This is a genomic window from Methylobacterium sp. CCH5-D2 (assembly GCF_001556475.1).
Classification (GTDB): Bacteria; Pseudomonadota; Alphaproteobacteria; order Rhizobiales; family Beijerinckiaceae; genus Methylobacterium; species Methylobacterium hispanicum.
Map to the genome: position 1 here is coordinate 1 of NZ_LSIX01000244.1, position 328 is coordinate 328.

Genomic DNA, 328 nt, shown 5'->3' on the forward strand with positions numbered 1-328 from the left:
GCGAAGGCCACCACCATGATGGTGTCGTTGAGCGCCACCTGGCTCAGGGTGAAGTACGGCTCGCCTCGGGTCAGGTTCGACCAGACGAACACCATGGCGGTGCAGGGGGCCGCCGCCAGGATGATGAGCCCGGCGATGTAGCTGTCGACCTGGTCGGCCGGCAGGTAGGGCCGGAACAGGGTGCCGATGAACAGCCAGCCGAGCGCGGCCATCGAGAAGGGCTTCACCGCCCAGTTGATGAACAGCGTCACGCCGATGCCGCGCCAGTGCCGCCCGACGTGGCGCAGCGAGGCGAAGTCGATCTTGAGCAGCATGGGGATGACCATGA

General features: G+C 66.5%; 1 pseudogene. It reads right to left on the reverse strand.

What is annotated here, in order from left to right:
* Positions 1 to 328 (reverse strand): annotated as a pseudogene (locus AX737_RS06400) (arsenical-resistance protein); the annotation flags it as partial.